We start from the raw sequence: 20,499 nt of genomic DNA, 5'->3' as shown, positions 1-20,499 counted from the left end.
AAAAGCATGCAGGTGTTCGCTATCCAGAGCCGCAAGTGTGGTGGTGGAAATCTGACCGGCCTGAACAGGCGTCATCGCCTGCAATGTTTCAAGGCTCAGGTTGTTCAACCATCCTGCGCTAAACCAGTTCATACCGATATTAATGCTTTGTATCTGTTCCGGAGTAAAGGCGCTGGCCGTGGCATCAGATATCCATGACGTGTGGGCCATCGCATGGATTTGCTCAGAGCTTAAAGTAGCAATCTGCTCAGGAGTCAGCTTTTGATAAACCGCCTGACTCATTGCGCCAATAGTAGATGTTGAAAGCTCTGAAAGATTCAGTACGGCAAATTTATCGTTACTTATTCCATCAAGCTGGCCGGCAGTGAGTGCGGAATACGAATTTTTCGTCAGATTTTTTAACGTTGAAACTGAAAGTTCGGAAATATTAAGCAGCCCAAACTGGGCGCTACTGAAGGCATCAAGGTGTGAAATGGCGTTAACCTGCCCCGCGTTTAACACCCACAGATGTGAGTCCTTCAGGTCTTTGAGGTTTTCAGCTGTGATACTGGAGAGTTGAGCGTGACTTAGTGCGCCGAAATTCCCCCTCGGTATCTCATTAAGATGAGCCGAAGTAATAGCGGCAAAAGCCTGCTGATTGAGACTGTTTAAAAAATCAGGCGTGAACCAGTAAAAATTCACCTGGATATTCGCTACCTGATCGGGTGTAAATGCCCCCAGATGAGCGTTGTCCAGGCCACAAAGAGTATTGGTAGTTAACTCATTCATCTGCTTTTGTGTCAGCCCATGTAATGCTTCGGTGCTGAGATGGTTAAACCATCCAGGTGCAAACCAGGACATGCTGATATTGATACTCGCCACCATTTCAGGTGTAAATCCAGCCGCTGTAGCGTCCGGCATCCACGAGGTATGACTCATGGCATGAATTTGGTCTGCAGTCATCTTGCTGACAAAATCTGCGGTCAGCAGTTCGTAATCAGATTTGCTCCATGAACCAATTGAATTAAGGTCGGGCATGGGGGGGGTATTTTGTATGGAATCAGGCACAGCGTGACCTCTTACCGGAATGGATAATATTTATTAGAAATGAATAACCACCTGCAATATAAGTATCGTGGCAGGCGGTTAAAGGTTAATAGCGCACACATCCTTTAAGTGATTGAAAGAAAAAGATGAGTTCATATAAATATTATCAATCAACATCATTACCAGCAGCTTTTATTTTTGCTGGAAAATTCAACACAACACATTAAATAGTAACATTTCAAAGTAACATAATACTTACAAGTATTAATTGGTATTTACTAAAGCAAAAGATTTTGTGTTTTTTCTGTTCAATTATCACTAATCAATGAGTGATAACTTAAAAAAAACTATATTTATTTATCAGTAAAGTTACAAGCAAGGTACTACTTCGCAACGTAACCGAGGCATAATATAATTCGCAAATGTCTAATTTTACTTATTTTTTATGAGCATGGCATTTTGACAACATTCAGTGCCTGTGATATTTAATCGCGCATATTTTATACCCGTAATACTTCAAGTTGCATGTACGTTAGCGTTCCTGCAACTCGAGTTATTTTGGGTATATATCCTACAATAATGACTGGTTTGTTAATAAATATGACTTCTTTACCGTCGGCGGTATCCCATGGATAGCGGTTTTTTCTGTTTGCAGGTAATTGGCTCCTTTCATCAGGTCGCTGTTGACAAAATAAACCTTCAGCATAAATTTGCCGGTCATCTTGAGATATCCCCCAACGGGCAGCCCGTGTTTGGCCAACGAGCAATTTTATTGGCGGCACAGGAGTTAGGACTTAAAACAAAGGTGGTGCGCCAGGATGCACGCCGAATGGATAAAGCTGCACTACCGGCCGTAGGCCAGAATCGTGATGGCCGTTATTTTATTCTGGGGAAATATGACCCTGGGAGTGATAGTGATAATCACGTCGCCAAACCACGGTTACTGATTCAATATGAAAACTGCCCTCCTGAGTTTATTTCCATCGATGAGTTACCCGAGGTTTGGACGGGTGAAGTTATTTACTTCGCAAGCAAAGTAAATTTCACAGGAACATTAGCTAAATTCGATTTCACCTGGTTTATTCCGGCATTGATTAAATACCGGCGAATTTTAGGGGAAATAATGCTCATTTCCCTGGTGTTGCAGTTAATCGGCTTAGCCACCCCACTTTTCTTTCAGGTGGTGATGGATAAAGTTTTGGTTAACCATGCCATGAAAACCCTTCATGTGGTTGCCATTGGCCTGGTGGCAGCAAATATCTTTGAAGCTTTATTAAGCGGGATCCGCACTTGGGTATTTGCACATACCAGCAGCAAGCTTGATGTGGAACTCGGCGCGCGTCTATTCCGCCATATGCTTAACCTGCCGATTGCTTATTTCCAGAGCCGGCGCGTTGGGGATTCGGTAGCGCGTGTGCGAGAGCTGGAAAATATCCGTTCGTTTCTGACGGGCAATGCCATCACCGTCGTACTCGATATTCTTTTCTCGTTCGTCTTCCTCGCCGTAATGTTCAGCTACAGCGTTAAGTTGACACTTATCGTGATTGCATCGATCCCGCTCTATGTTTTTCTATCGCTGGTGTTCACACCCGTGCTGCGCCGTCGGCTCAATGAAAAATTCAATAAATCGGCGGAAAACCAGTCGTTCCTCGTTGAGACCATCAGCAATATCGACACCGTAAAAGCCATGGCCGTTGAGCCGCGCTGGGTTAAGAACTGGGATGACCAACTGGCGGGCTATGTGACCTCTGGACTTTCAGCCACCAATATCTCGACCATCGCCAACGGTGGAATTACGTTGATCAGTAAGCTGGTGACCGCCGCTATCATGTGGATAGGTGCAAGCCTGGTTATCGATAACCAACTCACCGTAGGTGCACTCGTAGCATTCAACATGCTCTCCGGCCAGGTCTCACAGCCCATTTTGCGTCTTGCACAGTTATGGAATGATTTTCAGCAAGTCGGTATTTCAATGAGTCGACTTGGCGATATTTTAAATACTCACCCTGAAGTTGTTGATCAGAAATCGCGGCTGCCACGGCTGTCCGGGGCAATCGAGTTCGATAAGGTCTCATTCCGCTATCGCCCGGATGCATCCGAAGTATTGCGCCAGGTGAGCCTCACGGTTAAACCCGGCGAAGTCATTGGTATTGTCGGCCGTTCGGGTTCAGGGAAGAGCACTCTTACCAAGCTGGTGCAACGCCTGTACATCCCCGAACGCGGGCGCGTGTTACTGGACGGGCACGATCTCGCGGTGATAAACACCACGTCTCTGCGGCATCAAATTGGTGTGGTGCAGCAAGAAAACAACCTGTTTAACCGCTCGATTCGCGCCAATATCGCGCTGACTAACCCGACGCTGCCGATTGAAGCAGTAATAGAAGCCGCCCAACTTGCCGGAGCGCATGAGTTTATTTGTGAGTTACCGGAAGGCTACGACACCATGGTCGGCGAGCACGGCACCGGTTTGTCTGGCGGCCAGCGCCAGCGCATTGCCATTGCCCGCGCCTTAATCTCAAACCCACGTATTTTGATTTTTGATGAAGCCACCAGCGCGCTGGATTATGAGTCCGAAAAAATCATTCAGGATAATATGCGCCGCATCTGTGAAGGCCGAACAGTATTGATCATTGCGCATCGCCTCTCTGCGGTGCGTGAAGCCAACCGCATCGTGGTGATGGAGCGCGGAGAGATTGCCGAAGTCGGTCATCATGATGAACTGGTTCAACACGCCGGTGGGATCTACGCACATTTATATACTCTGCAACAAGGTCCGGTAAGAGAGGCTTGCGTATGAGCCTCAAACTCCGCTACAGCGCCTGGTGCGAATTGATGAAACGCTACCGTTCTCACTTTGCGTTTTTCTGGAAGCAGCGCCACTCACTCACTCCACCGGCTTTGAAAGCAGACGAAGCAGAATTTCTTCCGGCGGCCCTGGCATTACAGCTTGCCCCCGTTTCACCAACCGCTCGCTGGACGGCGCGCCTGCTTATGGTGTTAATCGTTTTCCTGGTGCTGTGGTCGGTATTGGGTAGGGTCGACATTATTGTTTCCGCCAGCGGGAAAATCATTCCCTCAAGTCACGCTAAAACCATTGCCTCTGTGGAAACCGCACGCGTTCAACATATCTTTGTTACCGATGGGCAAACCGTGCATGCCGGTGAACCACTGCTGCTGCTTGATACGCAAATTATCGACCATGAAAAAATGCGCGCGGAAGTTGGCCAGGATAACGCTGCCTTGCAGGTTGCACGTTCGCGTGCCTTGCTGGAATCAATTACCGCTCATCAATTTATTGGACTGAGCGATATAGAAAACATCACGCCAGAAAAGGTCGCTGACGCCCGTGAGCATCTTTCCAGCCAGTGGCAGAATGTAGAAAGCAGGCTAAGAGATCTGGATGGGGAAATTGCCCGTTACAGCCAGCAATTACCGATTGTCCGTGAGCGGGCACAAAATTATAAAGATCTGGCCCAAAACCATGACGTGTCGGTCACTTCATGGCAGGAAAAAGAGCAGGACAAAATTGAGTTGGAAGGCAAACTTGCCGATGCACGCCACCAGCGCGATTCATTTATCGCCGATACTCGTAAGAAAACCGAGGATGAGCTCAATGACGGGTTACGCCAGCAGGCCGAAGCACATCAGGATGTGCAACGAGCCGGCGCCCATAAAACTCAACTTCAGCTCACCGCCCCGGTTGACGGCACGGTACAACAATTAGCGGTACATACGGTTGGTGGCGTAGTAACGGCTGCCCAGCCGCTGATGGTCATCGTACCCAAGCAAAATCAGGTCGAGATCGAAGCAATCGTTGAAAACAAAGACATCGGTTTTGTGCACAAAGGCCAGCATGCCGCTGTGAAAATCGAGGCATTTGACTACACCAAATACGGCATGATGCAGGGTGAAGTGACTTATGTTTCGCGCGATGCAATGAATGCAGGAACCAGCAATGCAGCCGAAAGCACGCAATCAGGCCATAGCGATAACGCACAGAAACCGCAGAATTCTCAATACGCAATTCACATCAAACTTGACCACAAAACGATGGATATCGATGGAGAGCCCTCGACACTGCGACCGGGCATGAGCGCCTCAATCGAAATAAAAACGGGTAGCCGTCGAGTTATTGAGTACTTCCTGTCCCCTCTGATTCAACACACTCATGAGAGCCTGAATGAACGCTAAAAGGTATTTAGTCTCTCTTTGCCTGCTGACCTTGTGGGTGCAGCCTGCTGCTTTCGCTGAAGAGAAAAGTGGTTTACTGGACGATCCGTTACTGGCGCAACCTGTGCAATTGCAGGACGGCGCGACGCTCCCTGATACCAGCCGGATTAATTGTGCAACTGCGGTAGATTTCACCCAACCACTGGCGCTGACCGATGCTGTTGATACTGCGCTATGTAACAACCCGCAAATCCGCGCCACATGGGCAGAAATTAAGGTGCAAAGCGGCGTGGTAGGTGAAGCCCGAGCCGCTTATCTGCCAACCATCACCGGCTCGGTTAGCCGACTCAAAGACACCACAACCTATTCCTCTGGTTCACAACAGCCCGCATCCACCAGTATCGGCAACCAATATTATGGTTCATTAAACTGGCGCTTATTTGATTTTGGGGGCCGTGCTGCAAACCGTGAAGCGGCGAATCAAATGCTGTTAGCCGCGATTGCCGGGCATGACGCGGCTTTGCAAAAAACCATGGCATCGGTGATTCAGGCTTACTTTGAGGCGATGACCAGCCAGGCCGTAATGGAGGCTCGCATGCAGATTGCGCAGCTTGCCCAACAAACGTTAAGTGTTGCGAAACGGCGTGAGGAAAAAGGCGCAACCACGCAGGATGACACCTTGCAGGCCACCACCGCGCTGGCAAAAGCACAGCTTAATGCGATGCACAGCCGGGGGGATTTTGAAAAGAACCTTGCCCTGCTCAAGCAGGTCATGGGCATCAATCTTGAGATATCCGTTAAATTACCAGCGCAACCCGACAACGTTATCCCTTCGGACATTCACGACCTAAACCAGTGGCTGAAACAGGCGCAAATCCGCCACCCGGCAATTATGCAGGCGCGGGCAAAATGGCAGGCCGATAAAGATAAAATTATCCAGGTTCGCTCGGATGGTTTACCCACGCTCGATATGACGGCGCATATTTCCCGCAATGGTTTCCCGAATCAGGGTCTGTCGACTATTAACCAGACCGATAAAGATGTTGGCCTAACGGTTTCTATTCCATTGTTCGATGGCTTTAGTCGCCACTATAAAATCCTGGAAGCAAGGGCACAGGCCGAACAAAGCGAAGCCCAATTCGAAGATACCACCACACAGATTCTTACTGAGGTAGTGAAAGCCTGGGCTGATGCTAAAACGGCGTTGGGCGTGCTGACCGTAAGCCAACAATTGCTCGACGCCGCACAAGCCAGCGTTAATTCGTCACGCCGCCGTTACGATAAAGATGTGGCCGATATTCTTGAAGTTTTGAATGCTCAATCGGCACTGGCTGATGCACAACAGCAACGTATTCAGGCTATTGCTGAATGGCAATCTGCGCGCTTAAGCCTGCTTGCGAATACCGGAATACTGAGTCAACTGCCCGCAGGAACTGAATAATCTAACGGAGATATGCCCTAAATAGGTCGATGTATTGGCTGCGCCGCGAAATATTTAGGGTATAGCTTGACCTTACCCTTGATGGAAGGTTTAGGCTTACCACAATCCCACATAAAAGGAGTCGGATGATGTCTCACGTTATCGATCTAAACCTTGATGGCCTAACCTGCGGCCATTGCGTTAAACGCGTTAAAGAAAGCCTGGAGCAACGTCCTGACGTTGATACCGCTGAAGTGACGCAAACTCACGCCAGCGTAACCGGAACGGCTTCCGTTGATGAGTTAATCAACACAGTAAAACAAGCCGGGTACGAGGCGACTGCGGCCAGCCACCCAAAGTCTGATCCGCTGACAGAGTCATCAATCCCGTCGGAAGTGCTGACAGCGGACGCATTGAAGCTTCCGACAGCCACCGATGATGATGACGATAGCCAACAGTTGTTGATCAACGGGATGAGCTGTGCCAGCTGCGTGACCCGGGTACAAAGTGCATTGCAAAATGTCCCTGGTGTCAGCCTGGCGCGGGTAAACCTTGCCGAGCGCAGTGCCCTGATTATGGGTACTGCCTCCGCCGAATCTTTAGTAAAAGCGGTGGAAAGTGTCGGGTATGGTGCGGAAGCCATCGAAGATGATGCAAAACGCCGTGAACGCCAACAAGAGACCGCCAACGCCGCAGTAAAACGATTCCGCTGGCAGGCTATTCTGGCACTGGCCGTCGGTATCCCGGTAATGGTCTGGGGAATGTTCGGTGACAATATGATGGTCACCGATGACAACCGCTCGTTATGGCTGACCATCGGGATTATCACGCTGGGCGTGATGGTGTTTGCTGGTGGGCATTTCTATCGCAGCGCCTGGCGCAGCTTGCTCAACAAAACCGCCACCATGGATACGCTGGTCGCGCTAGGAACTGGCGCCGCGTGGATTTATTCCATCACAGTGAATATCTGGCCACAGCACTTCCCAATGGAAGCTCGCCACCTCTATTACGAGGCCAGTGCGATGATTATCGGCCTGATAAACCTTGGGCATATGCTGGAACAACGTGCACGCCAACGCTCTTCTAAAGCGCTGGAACGGTTGCTGGACTTAACGCCACCAACGGCGCGCGTGGTCACCGAAGAAGGTGAAAAGACACTGCCACTGGCAGAAGTCACCGCAGGCATGATATTGCGCTTAACCACCGGTGACCGCGTGCCGGTCGACGGTGAAATTACCCAGGGCGAAGCGTGGTTTGATGAAGCGATGCTCACCGGTGAACCGGTACCGCAGCAAAAATCCACCGACGAGCCGATTCATGCAGGCACCGTGGTACAAGACGGCAGCGTATTATTCCGTGCTACCGCAACCGGCAACCACACTACACTTTCGCGCATTATTCGAATGGTGCGCCAGGCGCAAAGCAGTAAGCCTGAGATTGGCCAACTTGCCGATAAAATTTCGGCGGTGTTTGTGCCTGTAGTGGTACTGATTGCTTTGTTTAGCGCCGCAATCTGGTACTTCTTCGGCCCGGCACCTCAAATCGTTTATACGCTGGTGATTGCCACAACCGTACTGATTATCGCCTGCCCTTGTGCGCTGGGTCTGGCAACACCGATGTCGATTATTTCCGGTGTGGGCCGTGCCGCTGAGTTTGGTGTATTAGTGCGTGATGCCGATGCCCTGCAACGCGCCAGTACACTCGATACTATTGTGTTTGATAAAACCGGTACGCTAACCGAAGGCAAACCGCAGGTTGTCGCCGTCGTGACTTACAACGACTACTCAGAAGCTGATGCATTAAGACTTGCCGCGGCCCTTGAACAAGGATCAAGCCACCCGCTTGCTCGCGCTATTATCGATAAAGCCGAAGGGGCTGAATTACCGCAGGTTAATACCTTCCGCACCTTGCGTGGGTTGGGTGTTAGCGGTGAAACCGAAGGGCATCAATTACTGCTTGGCAACAAAGCACTGCTTGATGAGCAAAACGTGGATACCAGCCCTATGGCTGCTGAAATTGAAGCACAGGCCAGCCGTGGTGCAACACCGGTGCTACTGGCGGTCGATGGCAAACTGGTCGCCCTGCTCGCCATCCGCGACCCGCTGCGTGCCGACAGTGTTAGCGCACTGCAACGCTTGCACCGTAACGGCTACCGCCTGGTGATGTTGACCGGCGATAACCCAACTACGGCTAACGCCATTGCCAAAGAAGCGGGTATTGATGAAGTGATTGCGGGCGTATTGCCGGATGGCAAAGCTGAAGCGATCAAAAAGCTGCAACAACAAGGGCGGCAAGTTGCAATGGTCGGCGATGGTATCAACGATGCGCCAGCGTTAGCACAGGCTGAAGTGGGTATTGCAATGGGTGGCGGTAGCGATGTTGCTATCGAAACGGCTGCCATCACGTTGATGCGCCATAGCCTGGTGGGTGTCGCTGATGCGCTGGCAATATCTAAAGCGACTTTGCGTAACATGAAGCAGAACCTGGTCGGGGCGTTTATCTACAACACGTTGGGTATCCCAATTGCTGCGGGGATTTTATATCCACTGACCGGAACGCTGCTTAACCCGGTAGTTGCGGGCGCTGCAATGGCACTGTCATCCATTACAGTAGTCAGTAACGCCAACCGTTTGTTGCGCTTTAAACCGAAGGACTGAATGATCTTCCCCACGGCGTAAAAACCGTGGGGGAAATTTGCACCAGGTCACTCGCAGCGGTAGCATGACTTTTTAGCCAGGGAATCTGCAAATGGGTCTGCTATCGCGAATTACCGCATTATTTTCAAGCCTTTCGAACACCCAATATCCCTGGCCTGCTCTGGATATTGTTCTACCCGGAGACCGCCATCTTCACCTTGTCGGCAGTATTCATATGGGTACGCGCGATATGGCGCCGCTGTCGAGCAAGCTTATCGATAAACTCAACAATTCCGATGCGCTGATTGTTGAAGCCGACATATCCGAAGGCGGTTCCCCCTTCCCGAATAATCCCGATGAACTCCCGCTTGAACAACGACTATCAGCTGATGACCTGGCGCAGGTGATGTCGTTAATCCACGAGTTGGGTATCCCCCTGAGCCAAATTGATAATCAACCCGCCTGGCAAATTGCGCTGGTGCTACAGGCCCACCAGGCACAGCGACTAGGGTTAAGAGCCGATTATGGGATTGATTTTCAGTTGCTGGAAGCCGCGAAGGCGCAGGCAGTACCGATTATTGAACTGGAAGGTGCGCAGCATCAGGTGGATATTCTCACCCGCCTTCCTGATGGCGGCATGCCGTTATTAACAGATACGCTCACCCATTGGCACACCAATGCGCGTTTGCTGCAAACGATGATTAGCTGGTGGCTGGAGTCGCCACCGCAAAGTGGGAAAGTGCTGCTACCTAATACATTTGGCGATGAGTTATACGATGTTCTTATGCATCAACGTAACCTTCATTGGCTACATTTCTTGCAGCAACTTCCTGCCGGTCGCTACGTTGTGGCCGTCGGAGCACTGCATTTGTACGGTGAGGGGAACCTACCAGGGCTATTGAAATATCCCACTAAATAAGCGGAAAGCCTGGTCTAAATAATTCGAGTTGCAGGACAAAAGGCTTTAGCCTTTTGAACAGCGCTTGCGCTGGCCCCTTCGGGGCGAGGCTACGCCGAGTAACGCGGCGACGCAGTGAATCCCCGGGAGCTTACTCCAGTAAGTGACTGGGGTGAACGAGGACAAATCTGCCGGGAGCTGATTTGAACGCAGCTCGCTGCGGCCCCAAAGGGGCGAGGCCCTGGATGGGCCGAGTATTGCCAACGCACCTGCTGCTTGAAGTATGACGACCGGGAAAAAAAACGGCCAATATCGCTATTGGCCCGTCAAAGAGGAATTTGTATATTATTTTAATTATTCTGGCCAAATTAATGGCCAGATACAGAATTGTCGCTCAATGTAACGATTAACGCCAACACTATTGCGTGACATTATAATATTTGAAAAACATATAACCCTGTTTATTAATTTGTGCGTATATCAGACAAATTCACTAAGAAGGTCCCATGACTCCCGCCGTAAAACTCCTCGAAAAAAACCGTGTTCCATTTCAGTTACATGCTTATGACCACGACCCAAGTGAAACAAACTTTGGCGATGAAGTGGTACGTAAACTCGGTCTGAATGCCGAGCAAGTCTACAAAACGCTGCTTGTTGCCATCAACGGTGACATGAAACAGTTAGCGGTTGCTGTTACGCCAGTTTCGGGCCAACTGGACTTAAAAAAAGTGGCCAAAGCATTGGGTGCCAAAAAAGTGGATATGGCTGACCCCATGGTAGCGCAGCGCATTACCGGTTATTTGGTCGGTGGCATTAGTCCGCTGGGGCAAAAGAAGCGCCTGCCAACGGTTATCGATGCCCCTGCACAAGAATTTACCTCTATCTATGTTTCCGGCGGTAAACGCGGGCTGGATATCGAACTGTCCGCCGCAGATCTCGCAAAATTGCTGAATGCGACTTTTGCTGAAATTGCCCGCCGTGACTGATCGTTATTTCCTCCCAAAAGAGCAATCTCAGTCAGGATGGAAAAGAGAGCCGCTGGCAAAGTAAACGTCTTGAGGGAGGAATTATGACGAGCAATAGACACGAACTTTATGCCCGGCGTTTTGAGCAAGTATTTGCCTGGATTGAACAGCATCTTGATAGCCCGTTAACGGTCGAGCAACTAAGTGAAGTCGCCTGTTTTTCGCGTTTTCATTTTCACCGGCAATTCAGCCAGTTTTGTGGAATCAGCGTTAGCCGTTACATCACTCTAATGCGGCTAAAAAGAGCCTCTTTCCAGTTAGTGAAAAATCCTCAGGAAAGAGTGATTAACATTGCCCTGGATGCCGGGTTTGAAAACCCCGAATCATTTTCCCGTGCCTTCAAAAATACCTTCGGCCTGACACCCAGCGAGTTTCGCAAAGATCCTGTTTGGGTTGACTGGCATGTGCATTTTCAATTTCCCGGACGGGAAAATCAGCAGAGGTTAAAAAATATGGACGTGAAAATCATTACTGTCGAACCAATGAAAGTCGCGGTGCTTGAGCATCTTGGCGATCCTATGCACGTAAATAATACCGTCGCGGCGTTTATTGAATGGCGTCAAGCATCAGGGCTTTCGGATTGCAGTACACAAGGGACTTACGGTGTTCCGTGGAACGACCCGCTGACCACACCGGGTCCAGAGTTTCGTTTTGATGTATGTGGTGAGCTAAACCCTAAGGCCACCGGCCTGGTTCCTGAAAATCCTCAGGGTGTTATCAGTAAAACAATACCCGGCGGGCGCTGTGCAGTGGTACGCCATGTTGGTGCTTATGAGCGCATCAGCGATAGCGTTTATTATCTTTATCGCCAGTGGTTGCCAAACAGCGGTGAGGAGTTACGCGATTTTCCGGTCTATTTCCGCTACCTCGAACTCGATAAAGACCATCCCGAGCATGCGCAGCAGACTGATATATTACTGCCGTTGAAATAAAAAATGGTGGATGTCGTTTCCGCTAATCCCCTTACAAAGGTTACCTTGTAGGTTGGATTAGCGTAGCGACATCCGACAAATGCCCTTACTGCCAGCTCACCTCGCCTTTCGGCTCATAAGCATTAACATCAAGCGGAGAATTCTTCTCGATATATTGCTTCAGCACTTCTGCATCAACAAAACCGGTGTTCACATAACCCGGTTTTTTATCGATAGCAGGATAGCCGTCACCGCCGGAAGCGTTAAAGTTTAACGTCGCCATACGGTAGGTTTTCGCAGGATCAACAGGCTCGCCCTTGATTTTAAGATCTTGCAGGCCAGCAGCCGTTGCCACAAAGCTGACATTCGCGAACTGCGGATACGCGCCAGAGTCTGGTTTTTTCTGCGCCACGGCGCTCAGATACTCGATGACTTCTTTGCCCGTCATATCGGTATAAACCACCGTGTTGCCAAACGGCTGCACCTTCAGCACATCTTTATAAGTGATGTCCCCGGTTTCAATCGAATCACGAATACCGCCGCCGCTCATCACAGCAAAATCAGCACCGGTACGGTCCATTTGTGCCGCCAGCAGCAGACGCGCCAGGTTGGTTTGCACGAAACGCACTTTGCTACGATCGCCTTCCATGTGGCCGTTAACGCTGCCGACTTTCACATTCAACTGCGCCTGGCCTTTATTCTGGAATGGCGTCAGCAGTGAGAGCATTTGCTGGTTTTCCGGGATCTGCGGTGTATACAGCACGCGCTCACTTTCACCGTTATCGTAGGTGATTTTTTTCTTCAAATTGATGGGGATCAGCTGGTAGTGCACCAGTTTCATTTCGCCATTACGGAATTCAAAATCAGCACGGCCGACATACTTGCCCCACTCATGGGCCTGCACAATCCATATACCGTTTTGCTGATCTGGCGCACATGGCGTGCCGGGCACGTAATCCACCTGCTTTTTATTTTCCGCCATCATGCAGACCGGATCTTGTGAGTGCCCTCCGACAATCATCGTCAACGCACCAGCAGGGAGGCTGCGCGCCATTTCTACGTCGCCCGGCGCGTTAGAACCATGGTCGCCGTTGTCATAGTGGCCCATATGGGTTGCCGCGATTAACACATCAGGTTTTTCAGTGCTTTGCAGCTCTTGAATCACCAATTTTGCTTCTTCAGCAGGTTTGCGGAATTCGATATCAGTGAAGTTTTCCGGGTTACCAATTTTCGCGGTGTCGTCAGTGGTTAAACCGATAACCGCAATTTTAATGCCCTGTGGCTTAAAGATGGCCCAAGGCTTAAATAGACGCTCGCCGGTGCTTTTCTGGTAAATGTTGGCCGAAAGCAGTGGGAATTTGGCCCACTTTTCTTGCTGACGTAACACTGTCAGCGGTTTGTCGAATTCGTGGTTACCGATTGCCATCGCGTCATAACCAATCAGGTTCATGCCACGAAAATCAGGCTCTGCATCCTGCAAGTCAGATTCAGGTACACCGGTGTTGATGTCGCCGCCAGAGAGTAACAATACGCTGCCTCCCTTCTCTGCCACCTCTTTACGAATGCTATCCACCAGAGTTTTCTGTGCAGCCAGGCCATATTCCGCGTGTTCGTTGCGCCAGAAATGACCGTGGTGATCGTTGGTGTGTAGAATGGTGATGTTATAAGTTTTATCTTTTTCCCAGGCCAGTGCAGATGCGCTGGTCAAGCCGACTGCTATAAGCAGTGCTGCGGTCACCCCTTTCACGACGAACTTCATTGCAAATCTCCATATTCAAAAAAAATACTTCCGCACCAATAGCAGACAGCTACTAGCATAGACAAATAACTTTTCACGATTGTGACTTTCTTCAGAAAGTTCCTGCAGGTATGTTAGCAGGGTAACTGTTTCCCACGGTTCCATCGCTGAACCGATATAAAATAATACAATCAATTCTTTGCAGGTATTTATGGCAATCTCGGAACAAACTCTCGCATCGCCGGAGCCTAAAAAGGCTCGCACCGCGTTTGGCATTCTGGGGGCAATTAGCCTCTCCCATTTGCTCAACGATATGATTCAGTCGCTTATTCTGGCGCTCTACCCGCTACTCCAGAGCGAGTTCTCTTTGAGCTTTGTGCAGATTGGGATGATAACGCTCACCTTCCAGGTGACCTCATCGCTCCTTCAGCCGGTGGTAGGATACTACACCGACAAATACCCGATGCCGTGGTCGTTGCCGATTGGTATGTGCTTCACACTTTGCGGGTTAGTTATCCTCGCTTTAGCGGGCAGTTTCCCGATGGTGCTGTTGGCCGCCGGGCTTGTAGGAACGGGTTCTTCCGTTTTCCACCCGGAATCATCCCGCGTAGCGCGTATGGCATCCGGTGGCCGTCATGGCCTTGCGCAGTCGCTGTTCCAGGTTGGCGGCAACTTTGGTAGCTCTTTAGGCCCATTGCTGGCTGCGCTGATTATCGCGCCTTACGGCAAAGGCAATGTCGGCTGGTTTGTGTTGGCCGCTCTACTGGCGATTATTGTATTGCTGCAAATTAGCCGTTGGTATGCCGCGCAGCATCGCATGGCGAAAGGTAAAACCGCAGCACCTGTCGTTAACCCGCTGCCGCGCAAGCAAGTGATTCAGGCGGTATCTGTACTGCTGGTACTAATTTTCTCCAAGTACTTTTATATGGCGAGTATCAGCAGCTACTACACCTTCTACCTGATGCACAAATTTGGTTTGTCGGTGCAAAATGCCCAATTCCATCTATTTGCCTTCCTGTTTGCAGTAGCAGCCGGGACAGTAATTGGTGGACCAGTGGGAGATAAAATTGGTCGCAAATACGTTATCTGGGGTTCAATCCTGGGCGTCGCGCCATTTACCCTGTTCCTGCCGTACGTTTCACTGTACTGGACCGGGATTCTGACCGTGATTATCGGCTTTATCCTTGCCTCCGCGTTTTCAGCGATTCTGGTTTACGCGCAAGAGCTGATGCCTGGACGTATCGGCATGGTTTCCGGGCTATTTTTCGGTTTTGCTTTTGGGATGGGTGGGCTGGGTGCTGCAATACTCGGCCTGGTAGCCGACCATACAAGTATCGAGTTAGTCTATAAAATATGTGCTTTCCTACCACTTCTTGGCATATTGACCATATTCCTACCTGATAATCGCCATAAGTCATAGTTATAAAGGGTCAGAGAGCACCTCTGATCCTTTATATTACCCAAATTTACCCATACCTTTCTTAAACTAAGTGTATAAAAACCCCTTCAGACACCATTTTTTGTCTAAATGCGCCTTTTATTAAAAAACGTTCTATTTAACACACACATCGATTAAAAAATTGTCATAAACTAAATGTAGATTATTGGATCTTATTTGTTACGAAAGGAGACGGAATGCATCACGCCACCCCGCTTATCACCACCATTGTCGGCGGCCTCGTATTGGCCTTTTTGCTCGGTATGATCGCCAACAAACTTCGCATCTCACCCCTGGTGGGCTACTTACTAGCAGGGGTACTTGCCGGCCCTTTTACGCCAGGCTTTGTAGCAGATACTAAACTCGCGCCTGAACTGGCAGAGCTCGGTGTGATTTTGCTGATGTTTGGCGTGGGTTTGCACTTTTCGTTAAAGGATTTGATGGCGGTAAAGGCCATCGCCATCCCCGGAGCTATCGCCCAGATTGGTGTGGCGACGCTACTGGGAATGGCGCTTTCATCGCTGATGGGCTGGTCGTTAATGACCGGCATCGTATTTGGCCTGTGTCTTTCCACCGCCAGTACCGTGGTACTGCTACGCGCCCTTGAAGAGCGGCAATTAATTGACAGCCAGCGCGGGCAAATCGCCATTGGCTGGCTGATTGTTGAAGACCTGGTGATGGTGTTAACGCTGGTTCTGTTGCCAGCTGTCGCCGGAATGATGGAAAAAGGCGACGTCGGCTTTGCGACGCTGACGCTGGACTTGGGTTTGACCATCGGTAAAGTGGTGGCGTTTATTGCCATTATGCTGATTGTTGGCCGCCGCGTGGTGCCGTGGATTCTGGCGCGAAGTGCTGCAACCGGTTCGCGCGAACTCTTCACACTGGCCGTTCTCACATTGGCTCTCGGCATTGCTTTTGGTGCGGTTGAACTGTTTGATGTTTCATTCGCCCTGGGTGCGTTTTTCGCAGGCATGGTGCTCAATGAATCTGAATTAAGCCACCGCGCCGCGCACGACACGCTGCCACTGCGCGATGCGTTTGCCGTGCTGTTCTTTGTTTCCGTCGGCATGCTGTTCGACCCATTAATTCTGATTCAGGAACCGCTCGCGGTGCTTGGCACGGTGGCTATCATCGTCTTTGGTAAGTCGTTAGCCGCTTTCTTCCTGGTGCGTCTGTTTGGTCACTCGCAACGCACAGCGTTAACCATCGCCACAAGCCTTGCGCAAATTGGTGAATTCGCCTTTATCCTTGCAGGTCTCGGTATGGCGCTAAATCTGCTGCCGCAGACCGGGCAAAATCTGGTACTGGCAGGGGCGATTTTGTCGATAATGCTCAACCCCATTTTGTTTGCGATTCTTGAGCGCTATCTCGCAAAAACCGAAACGCTGGAAGAACAGACACTGGAAGAAGCCATCGAAGATGAGAAACAAATTCCAGTCGATATTTGCCATCACGCGTTGCTGGTTGGTTTTGGCCGCGTAGGCAGCCTGCTGGGCGAGAAATTGCTGGCGCAAGGCATTCCACTGGTGGTGATTGAAACCTCTCGCAGTCGGGTTGATGAGCTACGTGCGCGTGGGATCCGTGCGGTACTCGGCAATGCGGCCAATGAAGAGATCATGAATCTCGCCCATCTGGATTGCGCGCGTTGGTTATTACTGACGATTCCTAATGGCTACGAGGCGGGTGAAATTGTTGCAGCAGCACGTGCAAAATGCCCGGATATCGAGATTATTGCCCGCGCTCATTATGACGATGAAGTGGATTACATCACCGAACGTGGTGCTAATCGGGTCGTGATGGGTGAGCGCGAGATAGCCAATACCATGATGGGGTTGCTGGAAAAACCAACAGTGCAGGAATCCGTCTCGGGGTAGTTGTTGTAGGGTGGGTTAACCACCCTACAAACTAAAGACTTAGCGAGCCCAATAAGACTCTTCGAGGCTATCTTCGCGCTCTGGCAAGCCACGAGTCAGGCGCGGAGAGTGCTGGTTCAATACCTGGTAACTTACGCGGTTTGCGTATTTACACACTTGTGCCAAAGAGGAATAAGTCAGCCACGTATGCTGGTGTTTGCTGGAGTTTGGCACGTTAGAACGGTGATAATTATTCGCCGTTATATCATGCAGAAGTGCAGCCAGCGCACCGTCTCCCGCGCCATTGGTGTTCATAATTTTCTCAGGCCCGCCCATGTATGGCGCGATATGCGAGAAAATACGCATCGGGTTCTGACAGTCTTTATGGCGCATTGCACGGCTAAATTCGTACTGGTTAAATTCAGCAATCGCACCCGGCAACAACGGATGTTGTGTCGTGCGTTTTGAAGACTCTTCTGTAAAGCCCGCCATGTACAGGCCAACAGGCCCTGCGGTACACAACACTAAATCGACCCAATCCAGCGCTTTATCCGCCGCCAGCAGCGGATCGTTTTCACCGGTCAGCGCCAGCCCTTCTTCTTCGTTCATCGCAAGAATCGAGACATGTTCTTTCAGGAACGCCTGCCACCACTCGGGATTTTCTGCGATGACATATTTAGTGCCCAGCGTCAGCACCACAGGAACGTTGTATTTTTTTGCATAGGCGATGGCCTGCATGGTCGCTTCTGGCATCGGTTCGCCGTCTTTGCAGCGCACCAGATACGACGTCAGAACCAACGCAGACGCGCCAGCAATCACCTCTTCCGGGATGCTCTCGGCGCGAAGCTGGTTCATGTAGCCGGGGCTTATCGCAAAAGTACGCTCGCCCTGCTCGCCAATCAGCGTAAAGCAGCGGCCAATCGGCCCGTTAACGCCTTGCAGGTAGTTGAGGTCGGTACGGCTGGAGGTGTTGCACAGGTAGCGGTAGGCGTAGCTACCAATTTCGATGTGGCTGCACATCACGCCCAACAAAACAGAGCGGTCATCGGCTAATACCGAATAGTTGTGCATGGTGTTGCCGATGGTGCCACCGGCAAACTGGTGAGTAATCAGATCTTTTTGCACCAGTTCCTGATACAGCGCTTCTGCAACATCATCTTCAATAACCAAAGAGTGCCCGAAACTCAAACCGTAACGATGAACAAACGCATCATCGACTTTGGCTTCGATATCCACCAGCGTCTGGTCTATCCCGACAATCCAGGAAGTGCCTGTTTCGTTTTCAGGCTGAACCTGTTGCAGTAACGGATCGCGCGCGTTTACAGGGAAGTAGTGTTTGGATTTTCGTTTGCCGGGAAATTTCATGATGTTGTTCGAGTTTGCTAATCAGGCCGGAAATGGTAGCACATTAACGGCCAGTAGTGAGATTAGCGATATTTCTGCACCAGATTCATCATCATGGCGATGTGAGCCGGGTCGTCATTAAGCGCAGGGATATATTCATATTTTGTGCCGCCCGCTTCGATGAAGACTTCACGGTTTTGCACCGCCATTTCCTCAAGCGTTTCGAGGCAATCGGCAGAAAAACCAGGGCACATCACCTGAATGTGTTTCACCCCTTTCTCCGCCAACATTTTCAGCGTTTCATCGGTATACGGCATCAGCCAGGGTTCGCGGCCAAAACGCGACTGGTAAGTCATCATCACTTTTTCTGGCGGCAACTCAAGCGCTGAAAGCAGCTCGCGCGTAGTGTCGCGGCAGCGTTGCGGGTAATCATCACCTTCGTTGGCATAACGCTGCGGAATGCCGTGGTACGAGAGCAATAACACATCCGGCTCGCCATGCTGGGCAAAAGAGTGTTTTACCGAAGCCACCAGCGCATTGATATATGAAGTGTCTTCAGCATAATCGCGAATCAGTGAGATTGATGGCAATGAGCGATAGTTAGCAAAAATACGCCCCAGTTCATCCCAGACGGCCGCAACCGTCGAGCAAGAAAATTGCGGATAGAGCGGCAGCACCACAATATGGTCTACATGATGCGACATCAGCTCTTCCACAGCACTTTTCAGCGAGGGAGAACCATAACTCATCCCGAGTACAACCGGAGTGCCTGGTAACTGCGCCGCAAGTGCGGCCTGTTGACGGCGGCTGTAGACCAGCAACGGAGAGCCTTCGTCCATCCATACCGACTGGTAAAGTTTGGCGACTCGAGCCGAGCGCAGAGGAAGAATCACACCACGCAGTAACGGCCACCAAATCAGGCGCGGTGTATCAACCACGCGTTTGTCGCTCAAAAACTGGCGTAAATAGCGTTTTACCGCAGCCGGAGTGGGTGCGTCAGGCGTGCCAAGGTTTGCCAGTAAGATACCCACTTTTTCCTGATTCATTTCCACTCCTTATCAACAGATTGCTGATAATTGTAACGTAAAAGCGCCTCAGGAGAACCGATTACAGCGAAAGGGCAAAATTTGGGCAAAAAAATACCAGGAACAGGTCCTGGTATTTTATCTACCCAAAGATTTCGAGGTGCAGGAGTGTTATCTGCAACTTGAAAGATGACGGGTACGATTAGCCGAGGATTTTAGCCAGCTCAGCGCTAACTTCTGTCACTTTACGGGTGCCGTCGATTTTCACGTATTTGGTGTTACCGGCTTGCGCTTCTTTGCTGTAGTAAGAGATAAGCGGAGCAGTCATCTGATGGTATTCCACCAGGCGCTTACGCACGGTCTCTTCCTGATCGTCTTTACGAGTAGTCAGCTCTTCGCCAGTCGCATCGTCTTTACCTTCCACTTTTGGTGGATTGAAGGTGACGTGATAAACGCGGCCAGATGGTGCGTGTACGCGACGGCCAACGATACGCTCAACAATCAGCTCGTCCGGCACTGCGAACTCCAGAACCACGTCCACATTGATGCCAGCTTCTTTCATTGCATCAGCTTGTGGAATAGTGCGTGGGAAACCATCAAGCAGGAAACCGTTACGGCAATCTTCCTGGGTAATACGTTCTTTAACCAGAGCGATAACCAGTTCATCTGTAACCAGTTTACCGGCATCCATGATGTCTTTTGCTTGTTTGCCCAGCTCTGAGCCAGATTTCACTGCAGCACGCAGCATGTCACCTGTGGAGATTTGCGGAATGCCATATTTCTCCATGATGAACTGAGCCTGAGTTCCTTTACCTGCGCCCGGAGCGCCAAGCAGAATAATACGCATTGCGTAATTCCCCATTCGTTTGGATTTTTGATTATTTAAAGCAGAGGCGATGACCTTACCATTAAAGGCGTATTCACCTCAAGAATAGCGGGGCTTGCGAGCGCTGTTAGCAGGGTTTAGATGAAAAAAAACCTGCCATTTTGGCAGGTTTTTGTCTTTTCTTGATGG

14 protein-coding genes are annotated in these 20,499 nt (G+C 50.3%); 9 read left to right on the top strand and 5 right to left on the bottom strand.

From position 1 onward, the window contains the following. Nucleotides 1-1,017: hypothetical protein (locus tag M977_RS15915; RefSeq protein ID WP_157092082.1), on the bottom strand; the 1,017-nt coding region annotated here is incomplete at its 3' end. 637 nt (nt 1,018-1,654) lie between these two features. On the opposite strand from M977_RS15915, the gene M977_RS15910 reads away from it, so the two are divergent. The 7 genes from M977_RS15910 to M977_RS15880 all read left to right on the top strand — a co-directional run bounded on the left by M977_RS15910 (nt 1,655) and on the right by M977_RS15880 (nt 12,107). Next, the gene (locus M977_RS15910) at nt 1,655-3,823 is read left to right on the top strand and encodes a type I secretion system permease/ATPase (RefSeq protein ID WP_064516746.1); all 2,169 of its coding nucleotides are present in this window, start codon (nt 1,655-1,657) and stop codon (nt 3,821-3,823) included. Beyond that, nucleotides 3,820-5,217: an HlyD family type I secretion periplasmic adaptor subunit gene (locus M977_RS15905; RefSeq protein WP_064516744.1), complete on the top strand. Its 1,398-nt coding sequence runs from the start codon at nt 3,820-3,822 to the stop codon at nt 5,215-5,217. The genes M977_RS15910 and M977_RS15905 overlap by 4 nt, the downstream gene beginning before the upstream one ends. Then, entirely contained in the window at nt 5,207-6,637 is a 1,431-nt protein-coding gene (locus M977_RS15900; protein WP_209438606.1) for a TolC family protein, read from the top strand. Before M977_RS15905 ends, M977_RS15900 begins: the two co-directional genes overlap by 11 nt. A gap of 128 nt (nt 6,638-6,765) precedes the next feature. Then, complete coding sequence (gene copA, locus M977_RS15895) at nt 6,766-9,273, top strand: copper-exporting P-type ATPase CopA (RefSeq protein WP_064516742.1); 2,508 nt, start codon at nt 6,766-6,768, stop codon at nt 9,271-9,273. Nucleotides 9,274-9,364: 91 nt separating this feature from the next. Next, entirely contained in the window at nt 9,365-10,171 is an 807-nt protein-coding gene (locus tag M977_RS15890) for a TraB/GumN family protein (protein ID WP_064516740.1), read from the top strand. Nucleotides 10,172-10,656: 485 nt separating this feature from the next. Then, complete coding sequence (ybaK, locus tag M977_RS15885; RefSeq protein WP_064516738.1) at nt 10,657-11,136, top strand: Cys-tRNA(Pro)/Cys-tRNA(Cys) deacylase YbaK; 480 nt, start codon at nt 10,657-10,659, stop codon at nt 11,134-11,136. An 83-nt stretch (nt 11,137-11,219) separates the two neighbouring features. After that, nucleotides 11,220-12,107: an AraC family transcriptional regulator gene (locus tag M977_RS15880; protein ID WP_064516736.1), complete on the top strand. Its 888-nt coding sequence runs from the start codon at nt 11,220-11,222 to the stop codon at nt 12,105-12,107. A gap of 85 nt (nt 12,108-12,192) precedes the next feature. On the opposite strand, the gene ushA is transcribed toward M977_RS15880, so the two are convergent. Beyond that, nucleotides 12,193-13,845, bottom strand: a complete 1,653-nt coding sequence (gene ushA, locus M977_RS15875; protein WP_064516734.1) for a bifunctional UDP-sugar hydrolase/5'-nucleotidase UshA — start codon at nt 13,843-13,845, stop codon at nt 12,193-12,195. A 190-nt stretch (nt 13,846-14,035) separates the two neighbouring features. Between ushA and M977_RS15870 the strand changes: the two genes are divergently transcribed. Continuing rightward, entirely contained in the window at nt 14,036-15,244 is a 1,209-nt protein-coding gene (locus M977_RS15870) for an MFS transporter (RefSeq protein WP_064516732.1), read from the top strand. 215 nt (nt 15,245-15,459) lie between these two features. Further along, nucleotides 15,460-17,136, top strand: a complete 1,677-nt coding sequence (gene ybaL, locus M977_RS15865) for a YbaL family putative K(+) efflux transporter (RefSeq protein ID WP_064516730.1) — start codon at nt 15,460-15,462, stop codon at nt 17,134-17,136. A 39-nt stretch (nt 17,137-17,175) separates the two neighbouring features. Here the strand turns inward: ybaL and M977_RS15860 are convergent, their stop codons facing one another. The 3 genes from M977_RS15860 to adk all read right to left on the bottom strand — a co-directional run bounded on the left by M977_RS15860 (nt 17,176) and on the right by adk (nt 20,331). Continuing rightward, nucleotides 17,176-18,480 carry an inosine/guanosine kinase gene (locus M977_RS15860; RefSeq protein ID WP_064516728.1) on the bottom strand — a complete coding sequence of 435 codons (1,305 nt, stop codon included), beginning with the start codon at nt 18,478-18,480 and terminating at the stop codon, nt 17,176-17,178. 62 nt (nt 18,481-18,542) lie between these two features. Beyond that, nucleotides 18,543-19,505, bottom strand: a complete 963-nt coding sequence (gene hemH / locus M977_RS15855; protein ID WP_064516726.1) for a ferrochelatase — start codon at nt 19,503-19,505, stop codon at nt 18,543-18,545. Between the two features lie 181 nt (nt 19,506-19,686). Next, nucleotides 19,687-20,331 (bottom strand): adenylate kinase, encoded by a 645-nt coding sequence (gene adk / locus M977_RS15850; protein WP_064516724.1) that lies wholly within the window; start codon nt 20,329-20,331, stop codon nt 19,687-19,689. Nucleotides 20,332-20,499: the final 168 nt, after the last annotated feature.

Source organism: Buttiauxella gaviniae ATCC 51604 (genome assembly GCF_001654835.1).
GTDB lineage: Bacteria > Pseudomonadota > Gammaproteobacteria > Enterobacterales > Enterobacteriaceae > Buttiauxella > Buttiauxella gaviniae.
Note: the sequence above shows the minus strand (reverse complement) of the source record. Positions and strands in the feature narration are given on the sequence as shown.

What these genes read in the sequence shown, in the direction of transcription:
- M977_RS15870 (WP_064516732.1), top strand. Translation starts at nt 14,036, where the DNA reads ATGGCAATCTCGGAACAAACTCTCGCATCGCCGGAGCCTAAAAAGGCT.
- M977_RS15900 (WP_209438606.1), top strand. Translation starts at nt 5,207, where the DNA reads ATGAACGCTAAAAGGTATTTAGTCTCTCTTTGCCTGCTGACCTTGTGG.
- M977_RS15880 (WP_064516736.1), top strand. Translation starts at nt 11,220, where the DNA reads ATGACGAGCAATAGACACGAACTTTATGCCCGGCGTTTTGAGCAAGTA.
- M977_RS15860 (WP_064516728.1), bottom strand. Translation starts at nt 18,480, where the DNA reads ATGAAATTTCCCGGCAAACGAAAATCCAAACACTACTTCCCTGTAAAC.
- M977_RS15905 (WP_064516744.1), top strand. Translation starts at nt 3,820, where the DNA reads ATGAGCCTCAAACTCCGCTACAGCGCCTGGTGCGAATTGATGAAACGC.
- ybaL (WP_064516730.1), top strand. Translation starts at nt 15,460, where the DNA reads ATGCATCACGCCACCCCGCTTATCACCACCATTGTCGGCGGCCTCGTA.
- ybaK (WP_064516738.1), top strand. Translation starts at nt 10,657, where the DNA reads ATGACTCCCGCCGTAAAACTCCTCGAAAAAAACCGTGTTCCATTTCAG.
- hemH (WP_064516726.1), bottom strand. Translation starts at nt 19,505, where the DNA reads ATGAATCAGGAAAAAGTGGGTATCTTACTGGCAAACCTTGGCACGCCT.
- ushA (WP_064516734.1), bottom strand. Translation starts at nt 13,845, where the DNA reads ATGAAGTTCGTCGTGAAAGGGGTGACCGCAGCACTGCTTATAGCAGTC.
- M977_RS15890 (WP_064516740.1), top strand. Translation starts at nt 9,365, where the DNA reads ATGGGTCTGCTATCGCGAATTACCGCATTATTTTCAAGCCTTTCGAAC.
- adk (WP_064516724.1), bottom strand. Translation starts at nt 20,331, where the DNA reads ATGCGTATTATTCTGCTTGGCGCTCCGGGCGCAGGTAAAGGAACTCAG.
- M977_RS15910 (WP_064516746.1), top strand. Translation starts at nt 1,655, where the DNA reads ATGGATAGCGGTTTTTTCTGTTTGCAGGTAATTGGCTCCTTTCATCAG.
- copA (WP_064516742.1), top strand. Translation starts at nt 6,766, where the DNA reads ATGTCTCACGTTATCGATCTAAACCTTGATGGCCTAACCTGCGGCCAT.